The sequence below is a fragment of the Cohnella xylanilytica genome (assembly GCF_014212175.1).
Classification (GTDB): Bacteria; Bacillota; Bacilli; order Paenibacillales; family Paenibacillaceae; genus Cohnella; species Cohnella xylanilytica.
The window spans coordinates 1-8,203 of sequence record NZ_JACJVR010000067.1 but is presented as its reverse complement, the minus strand read 5'-3'; the positions used below and the strand labels follow the sequence as shown (position 1 = coordinate 8,203).

Here is an 8,203-nt window from a genome sequence, read left to right as displayed (position 1 = left end):
TACGAGGGACGAACCCAGGAGTCGCTATTTGGCTTCAGAAGCCCATTTTGGAACTCTAACGAACTCCAGCGATCTTATTTAGGGCCACCCGGCGGAAAAATGGGCTTCCGGCACGAAATAACGTTTATACGATTCGTTAGAATCGAAAATCCACTATTTTCATCCAAATAGCGCTTCCTCGATTCGTTAGCCGCCTCCCCCGATCGAAACTTGACGCCAGCACCGTGCCTGCCAGACACTCTCCTCAACGTAAGTACCTGTACTAAATGTGCGTACTTACGCGCTTGCGGCATGCCCTTTATACTCGGAAGGGAAATCCGCCGAAGGAGGGTAACCTTTTATATGAAAACCCTGATTGTCGTAACGCACCCGAGCCTCGAGACGTCCGCCGTCAACAAGCGATGGGTCGAAGAGCTGCGCAAATATCCGGAGAGGTATACGGTGCATGAACTCCACAAGGCTTACCCGGACGGGAACCTCGACGCGCAAGAGGAGCAGAGGCTCATCGAATCGCACGGGCCTCTGGTGCTGCAATTCCCGATCTATTGGTTCAACTGCCCGCCGCTCCTCAAGAGGTGGTTGGACGAGGTTCTGACGTATGGCTGGGCCTACGGCTCCAACGGGGGTGACAAACTGAAGAACCGCCAAGCCGCTCTGGCCGTCTCCGCCGGAATCCGGGAAGAGAATTATCGCGAGGACGGAAGGTACCGCTATTCTCTGAAGCAGATTTTGTCGCCGTTCGAAGCGACCTTCCTTTATTGCAACGCCGATTACCGGTCGTTCTTCGCGTTCTACGGGATGGAGAACGAGCCCGGCGAAACGTTCCCGGAGAAGAGAACGAGCCGCCCGCCAGCCGATTGGAGAGCAGCGCCAAAGACTATCTGCGCTTTCTTGATAACCTGTAACCGACCTACCGAGCGGACAATCGGTTCTTCTCTCCCCAATCGCACATCATGTGCAGCAGCGGAAGAAGAGACCGCCCGCGTTCGGACAAGGAATATTCGACCTTCGGAGGCACTTGGGGGAATTCCTCGCGTACGATAAGCCCATCCGCCTCCAGCTCCTTCAGCATAAGGCTGAGCGTTTTGAAGGAGATCGTGCCGATTCGGCGTTTAAGCTCGTTAAACCGCATCACCTTATTTTCAGCCAGCCAGTGTAAAATAATCAGTTTATACTTGCCGCCTATCAAGGACAGCGTATAGCCGAACCCGGTGTCTTCGAGTTCGACGCCGGTCGGAACGCAAGTCTCGTCGCGCATTCGCCGCGCCTCCCCTCACGTGGTTATGGTGACCGGCGTCTCTTCCGCGAGCTTGGCCAGCCGTGCCGCCGAGCCGTCGTTCGGATCGGGGATGAAGACGTTCAAATACCGGTCCCGGCTGTCCTCTACGCGAAGCAGCTTCGTCTCCAGATTCAGCTTCCCGACCCGCGGATGCGCGATCTCGCGACGGTTCTGGCTGATGCACGCCACTTCGTAGTTGTCCCACCAGACGGCAAACTCGGGGCTGCCTTCCTTGAGCTCGTCGATGAAGCTCCGGTAACAGACGTCTTCGATATGCATCGTATACATCGCGCGGAAATGCCCGAGCAGCGAGCCGGCCACAAGCTCCCAATCGACGAAGAGCGATCGGGAAGAAGGCATCATGAACAGGCGCCAGAGCATATTGCGTTCGCGCCGGTTCGCCGACTCGAACGAGCCGAACACCGCGGAGGCGAGCGGATTCCAGGCCAGCACGTTCAGCTTCTCGTCGGAGATATAGGCGGGGACCAGAGGCATCTGATCCAGCAAATACGTCAGCGAAGGCGGCACGGCCGGACGGTCGTCGCTCGGCTTCGCCCGCAGCTCGATAGGCCGGGGATTGGCGAGATACATCAAATGCATCCGTTCGTCGGCATTCAGGCGCAGCGCTCGCGCGAGGCTGTCCAGCACTTGATCCGAGACGTTGATCTCCTTGCCTTGCTCGAGCATCGTATACCAGGGCAGCGAGATGCCGGCGAGCGCCGCCACCTCCTCCCGCCGCAGCCCCTTGGTTCTCCGGCGAGTCCGTTCGGCGTGCGGAAGCCCGGCTTCTTCCGGGGACAGTCTCTGCCGCCGCGCCCGCAGAAACCGGCTAAGCTCCGTACGCCGTTGATCGTCGCTCATGTCTATTTCGCTCCCTTCAACCTGATACTCGTACTATCAGGATCATCGATATCCGTATAAGGAATGTCGCTATAAACGGTGATCTTCCTCGTATCCGCCGGCAGGGGGTAAGATATTTCCGTAACCCGCTGCCGCCTTGGCGAACGCCCATCCGGCCGATCGCTATTATTGTAGCGGATGAGGGTAAATAAAGAAAACCGGAGGGATCCTTATGAGCAAGGAAGCGATATCGATGAATCCGAAATATCAGCCGTTGATGGAGCCGTATCGGTTCAAGAACGGGGTCGAAGTGAACAATCGTCTCGTGCTGGCGCCCATGACGATCGCTTCTTCCCAGCAAGAGGGCAAGCTATCCGACGAGGAGCTCGCGTATTACGAGAGCCGTTCGAACGGCGTCGGCATGGCTGTCACGGGAAGTGCATACGTCACGCCCAGCGGCAAGGTGTTCGACGGGGAGCTCGGGGTCGATCATGACGATAAGATTCCGACCCTGCGAACGTTGGCGGCAACGATGAAGAAGAGCGGGGCGAAGGCCATTCTCCAAATTTTCCATGGCGGCCGCGAATGTCCGCCCGAAGTCGTGCCGAACGGCGAGATCGTAAGCGCGAGCGCGATCGCCAAGGAGGGGGCGAGCGCGATCCCCCGGGCACTCGAGGATCAGGAGATCGCAGAGATCGTTCGCGCGTTCGGAGCCGCCACCCGCAGGGCTATCGAGGCCGGGTTCGACGGGGTCGAGATTCACGGGGCGAATCGGTTTTTGATTCAACAATTTTTCTCGCCGTTCACCAATCGACGGGACGATCGTTGGGGCGGCAGCATCGATAAGCGGATGGCGTTCCCGCTCGCGGTCGTAGATGAAGTGAGAAAAGCGGCGGCGGAGCATGCCAAGGGGCCGTTCCTCGTGGGCTACCGGTTCTCGCCGGAGGAAGAGATGACGCCCGGCATTACGATGGCGGATACCCTAAAATTAGCGGATTCCCTCGCGGACAAAGGCTTGGATTATTTGCACGTCTCCTTAATGGACTTCTGGTCCAAGCCTAGACGCGGAGTGGAAGACACTCGTTCGAGAATGGAGCTCATTCACGAGCTCGTCGGGGGAAGAGTTCCCGTGATCGGAGTAGGTTCGATCCGCACGCCCGACGAGGCGCTTAGAGCGCTGCAATCGGGTATTGCTCCCTTGATCGCGCTGGGACGAGCCCTGATTATCGACCCGGATTGGGTTCGCAAACTCGCGCAAGGCCAAGAAGGCGAGATCCGTACGGAGATCACGTTAAACGATAGAGATCGACTGGGGATCTCGGATTCCCTGTGGCAGCAAATCGTCCATACGCCGGGATGGTTCCCGATCGCCGATCGAGCGGAACGGCAATGAAGACTCCTTTTGACTGCGAAAGACCCGAATGTTAAACTTTAGAGGTGTTCGCTCAGTTCAAAGCTAGAGGAGAACTATCGTTTATGTACGGCTTCGGCATCGCATACATTCGTATTCGTTAATGAGAGGTACAGGACATTTATAACCCTGCATCCGCGGTCCCGTTTTAGGGGGAACCCAGGGTTATTTGTGCTGTACCTTTTTCATTCTCCATTACGAATGAATGAGGTGTTTTTTGCTATGTCCAAAAAGAAGCCAAGATACCGTCGAGAGAAGATCAACTTCTCCGCGCAACATTTGTTAATCAATAAATCCTTGATTTACGAGCTGGTCCGTCTGGCCAGGATCGGCCGGAACGACACGGTGATCGACATCGGAGCGGGAACGGGCGCGATCACTTTCCTCTTGCCGAGAGAGCAGGAACCGTCATCGCGATCGAGAACGATCCCGCCAGCGTTCGGAAATTGCGAAGCAAAATAAAAGAAGAAACGAATATTAGAGTCAAGCAAACGGATATTCTTCGGTACGAGCTTCCGGTTAGTCCGTTCTTCGTAGTGGCGAATATCCCGTATTCCATTACGACCCCCATATTCGACAAGCTGCTGGGGGCCTCGAGCCCGTTCATGCAACGTGCCGTATTTCTCATCGAGAGAGGGGCCGCCAAACGGTTTACGACCGATCCGATCACGGACCCGCGTATTCTAACCTGGAGACTGGGGTTCGAGATCCGGCTTGTTCGGACCGTGCCGCCCGACAACTTTTCCCCGCCGCCTGGCGTCGATTCGGCCGTCGTTACCGTCTGCAAGAAGCACAATCCGGAGGTCCCCATCCGCCTTCGAAGGAAGTTCATGGCCTTGGCTTCCCATGCGCTCCATGATCCATGGCTGCCTTTCGCAGAAGCGATCAGAGACGTATTTACCTCCCCGCAGGTGACGAGATTGGCGAAGGAGCTGAGAATCGAGCGTAATCAACCCGTTTGTACTCTGAACGAACGACAGTGGGGCATGCTTTTCCTCTCCATGATTAAACACGTCGAACCGCATCGCTGGCCCAAGCTGCGCAAGAGTTAGGGGCATGAACGGTTAAGCGCATGAATCCCTCTCCCATTCACGGCCAAGCTGGAGCCGGCTAACGGATGGGGAGGGATTCGTTGCTTAAGGCGATCAAGCCGCCGGACCGCTCTTCGCATGACCGCGCTTCTCGGCAACGAGCGGGAGAAGCAGCAGCGCCCCGACGATAATCAAGGCCCCGCTCCCCGCGTATACCGCCAGCAGCGAAGTCGCATTCTTTAGATAGCCGGACAGCGACATGCCGATCACCATCATTCCCATGAAGGCGGGCGTAATCGCCCCCGACACCCGGCCCATGAAGGCTCCTTCCGTGTTCCGCACGATAAGCGTCTGAATCCCGCCTTGAATGCATGGGTACACGAAGCCGCTGATTACGAGCAGGGGAATCGTGATCCCGATGGCCGTGGAAGCCCCGATTCCGGCCGTGCAGACGGCGGTGACGAGCAAGCCGACCATGAGCAGGAGCTGAGGCTTCACCTTCTTGGCGATCCCCATAATGGCGATTCCGCCCGCCAGCATGGCGGCCCCGTTCGTCATGACGAGCCACTGCAGGAACGCCTTGTCCTGTCCCAATCTCTCGATGACCAGGAAGATCTGAAGCGGCTGCGTCACCCCCGAGGCCAATCCGACGACCGCGAAGGTCAGGCTTAGCGTCCGAAGGGGGCGGTTGGACCCGATATAGCGCATCCCCGCCGCCAGCTCCTTGAAGAAGCCGCCGGCCCCTCCGGACTTCGGCTCCTCCGCGTCGCGCGGAAGCGACGACAGCACCAGCGAAGAACCGAGGAACAGCAAGGCCGTCAGGACGAGGGACGCCTCGATGCCGAACCGCAAGTAAATAAACGTGCCGATCACCGGGCCCAATACCGTGAAGACGGCGACAAGAGTCTGGGACATCGCCATCGCGCTCTGCAGGAGCTCGCCGGGCACGTGCCGTTTGTACAGCTTCATGGCCGACGGCTGCGAAAATTGGGACAGGCTCGCGGATACGAACGATCCGACGAGCAGCGCGATCCACCCGCCGTTCAAGAGGGCGAGCAGCACGGCCCCGACGGAGAAGGCGGACAGCAGGTCGCTCCACACCATCGTCCGCTTCGGCCGCCATCGGTCGGCGAAGGTGCCGCCGATCAGGGCGAACAGGAAGAGCGGAGCGAATTCCGCGACCGAGATGAGCGATACGTAAGTCGAATTATTGTTCGTCAAGTCGGTCACGTACAGCAGCACGGCATAGTTGCGAATCCATATTCCCGAATGCAGCAGCGCCCGGGAGAGGATAATCGTTCGAATGTAACGGTTAGACCACATCTTCATCCTCCACTTTCGATTTAGTAAATCAGTAATTTACTAAATAACTGAATTACCGCCCCATTCTATCCCGGATCGCCGACGTTCGTCAACCGCCATTTTTTGCAGTTATGCAGTTATCCACAGTCCCGCGGGCGAACGGGGCCGTCTGCCGCCCCCGTAAAAAAGAAGCCGCCGCCGGCAAAGTACCGGCGACAGCTCCAATAAACGCGACTTTATGCACAAAATACCCACAGCCTGTGCACAGAGTTATTCACATTGTGGAAATCGGAATTTCCCGGCCGAAAAATTCGATGGAATCGATCTCCTTGTCGTTAATGACTTTGTCGAACGTCTTGATCATCAGCATCTCGCGGTCCAGGTTTTTCGACAGGTGCAAGCCGTTGAACAGGCGGGTCGTCTCCGAGGTGCCGTCGCGGTAGCGGATCGTAACGGGGTAGGGATCCAAATATTCGTTGGGTCCGACCTCCTTCATGCGACCCGCAGCCTCGTTGATCTCCTTCAGGAAGTCGCTCTCCAGCTTCAAGGTAATCGAGATCGGCGAGACGGAGACCGATTTTAGGACGGCCGCGTAGCCGAACAGCTTCAAGCTCTGGCGGACGGGATAAGCGCTGGAGTATTCCTTGAAGTTCAGCTGGAGGTCCGTCTCCCAAGTGTCCGGGATGATCGTCTCGAAGATTCCCGGATACGGGGGCGCCGCTTGCAAATCCTTCAACGTAAGACGAACCTTCTGGCCCGCCACGGACTCTTCCGTCATGACGCTCATGACGAGGCTGATCCGGTTGTCGTCGGGACGGCCGTCGTCGAGCAGCCGGAAGCCCACGCTCTGGAAGCTCTGATCCGAATCGATCCCGCCGTACTCGAAGCGGTACCGCGCCGCGTTCAGCACCGTGCCTTCCGGAGCCGCGAAGTCCAGGAGGATGTAGGTCAGGTTGCTGTCGCCGATCACTTGCTTGATCGTTACGGTCCCGCTCTTGCTCGTCACCTGCTTGTTCGCCGAGTAAGCGCCATTGGACAAATGTTCATTCTGTTCATGATTTACGGGGTTAAGGAATTTCACGAAGGCCTCGTCCAATCCCTTATACGCGGCAGCGAAAGCCGTCGTCGTCAGAACGACCGCGAGCGCGGCGGCCCATAGAGCGGGCTTTAACCGTCTTGAAGGCGTCCGCCGTTCCCGCCGCGGGATGGAAGCATTCGCGCTTGCGCTTTGGGCTTGAATGCGATGAAGCATGATTTCTTTGTCTTCGTCGGTTGGCGCGAGGGCTTGAAGCAGCTCGTTAATGTGGCCCTTGGTCATGGAAATTCCCCTCCAAATCGATCTTCAGACGTTTGCGGCCTCTGGCGAGCCGCGTTTGAATCGTACTCTCGTTTACGCCAAGCAGCTCCGCGATTTCTCGAACCGAATACTCTTCGTAGTAGTAGAGATAGAGAGCGGTCTTGTATTTCTCGGGAAGCGCGAGCAGTCTCGACAGCACCTTATCCGAAGGCTCCTCGCCGGTCCAATCGGCGACATCCGGCAGAGCTTCCAGATGGGCTCGGCGGGTTCTCCATCCGCTCTTGAGAACGTCCTTGCAATGATTGCGCGTCGTGACGAGCAGCCACGCCCGCTCGTGCTCGCGGTCCTTGAAGGTCATTCGGGATCGGATCAGCTTGAGAAAAACGGACTGAACGGCGTCCTGCGCATCGACGGGATTCCGCAGGTAGAGATAGCATTGCCGGTAGACGAGATCGGCGTGCCGTCGATAGACCTCCGCCCATTCCGCATCCGCTCCCGCTCCCGGCGTAGAATGGCTTGCCAATATGTTCCCCTCCTACATCCAACACGATCGACGCATCGATAATATCTCATTGCGCGAGCCCCGCAAACATTTGCGGCTTCCCGTGCGGGATTTGCGCGTCGAAGGAGCTCCCCCCGTCCTATGATAGATTCATGCACCGGATATTCCAAAGGGAGGAATTGGCTATGAAAACAACGAAATTGCAAGTATTGGGCATCACCTGCGACAACTGCGCGAACACGATCGTGAACGCGATGGCCGAGCTCGGAGCTGCGGCGAGCGTCGATCTGGCTTCGTCCGAGGTCGTCGTCCGCCACGGCGAAGGGCAGCCCGGCTTGGGGACGGAGACGATGGTCGAGGCGATCTACGAGGCGTTCAAGCCGAAGGGCAAAGCCGTCACGGTCTCGGTGATCGATGCGGGGTAAGCGCGGCGCGTAAGGAGAGAGAAGGAGCTTCGGTCGGCTCGGAAGATCAGGCAAATCCACATCCCGGGAGGATGTGGATTTTTTCTCGTTCGTCTTCTAAACATTCCTGTATAGGC

The 8,203-nt window shown here is 57.6% G+C and carries 9 protein-coding genes and 1 pseudogene; 5 read left to right on the top strand and 5 right to left on the bottom strand.

Annotated elements, in window-relative coordinates:
- Positions 1 to 342: 342 nt before the first annotated feature.
- Positions 343 to 905: pseudogene (locus H7B90_RS17260) on the top strand (NAD(P)H-dependent oxidoreductase).
- A 5-nt stretch (positions 906 to 910) separates the two neighbouring features.
- Here the strand turns inward: H7B90_RS17260 and H7B90_RS17255 are convergent.
- Complete coding sequence (locus H7B90_RS17255) at positions 911 to 1,258, bottom strand: winged helix-turn-helix transcriptional regulator (RefSeq protein ID WP_185137141.1); 348 nt, start codon at positions 1,256 to 1,258, stop codon at positions 911 to 913.
- A 15-nt stretch (positions 1,259 to 1,273) separates the two neighbouring features.
- On the bottom strand, positions 1,274 to 2,140 hold the full coding sequence (locus H7B90_RS17250; protein WP_185137140.1) for a helix-turn-helix transcriptional regulator: 867 nt from the start codon (positions 2,138 to 2,140) through the stop codon (positions 1,274 to 1,276).
- A 232-nt stretch (positions 2,141 to 2,372) separates the two neighbouring features.
- Here H7B90_RS17250 and H7B90_RS17245 point away from each other — a divergent pair, with 232 nt between their 5' ends.
- The 3 genes from H7B90_RS17245 to H7B90_RS17240 all read left to right on the top strand — a co-directional run bounded on the left by H7B90_RS17245 (position 2,373) and on the right by H7B90_RS17240 (position 4,582).
- Positions 2,373 to 3,512: an NADH-dependent flavin oxidoreductase gene (locus H7B90_RS17245; RefSeq protein WP_185137139.1), complete on the top strand. Its 1,140-nt coding sequence runs from the start codon at positions 2,373 to 2,375 to the stop codon at positions 3,510 to 3,512.
- Between the two features lie 240 nt (positions 3,513 to 3,752).
- The gene (locus tag H7B90_RS33440; protein ID WP_311772745.1) at positions 3,753 to 3,992 is read left to right on the top strand and encodes an rRNA adenine N-6-methyltransferase family protein; all 240 of its coding nucleotides are present in this window, start codon (positions 3,753 to 3,755) and stop codon (positions 3,990 to 3,992) included.
- Positions 3,941 to 4,582, top strand: a complete 642-nt coding sequence (locus H7B90_RS17240; RefSeq protein ID WP_311772746.1) for an rRNA adenine N-6-methyltransferase family protein — start codon at positions 3,941 to 3,943, stop codon at positions 4,580 to 4,582. The genes H7B90_RS33440 and H7B90_RS17240 overlap by 52 nt, the downstream gene beginning before the upstream one ends.
- A 93-nt stretch (positions 4,583 to 4,675) precedes the next feature.
- Here H7B90_RS17240 and H7B90_RS17235 read toward each other — a convergent pair whose 3' ends face one another.
- The 3 genes from H7B90_RS17235 to H7B90_RS17225 form a co-directional block, all read right to left on the bottom strand.
- Positions 4,676 to 5,884: an MFS transporter gene (locus tag H7B90_RS17235; RefSeq protein ID WP_185137138.1), complete on the bottom strand. Its 1,209-nt coding sequence runs from the start codon at positions 5,882 to 5,884 to the stop codon at positions 4,676 to 4,678.
- Between the two features lie 253 nt (positions 5,885 to 6,137).
- Positions 6,138 to 7,181: a DUF4179 domain-containing protein gene (locus H7B90_RS17230; protein WP_185137137.1), complete on the bottom strand. Its 1,044-nt coding sequence runs from the start codon at positions 7,179 to 7,181 to the stop codon at positions 6,138 to 6,140.
- Positions 7,162 to 7,683, bottom strand: coding sequence for an RNA polymerase sigma factor (locus tag H7B90_RS17225; RefSeq protein WP_185137136.1), 522 nt, complete (start codon positions 7,681 to 7,683; stop codon positions 7,162 to 7,164). The genes H7B90_RS17230 and H7B90_RS17225 overlap by 20 nt, the downstream gene beginning before the upstream one ends.
- A gap of 164 nt (positions 7,684 to 7,847) precedes the next feature.
- Between H7B90_RS17225 and H7B90_RS17220 the strand changes: the two genes are divergently transcribed.
- Positions 7,848 to 8,087, top strand: coding sequence for a heavy-metal-associated domain-containing protein (locus H7B90_RS17220; protein ID WP_185137135.1), 240 nt, complete (start codon positions 7,848 to 7,850; stop codon positions 8,085 to 8,087).
- The last annotated feature ends 116 nt before the right edge of the window (positions 8,088 to 8,203 follow it).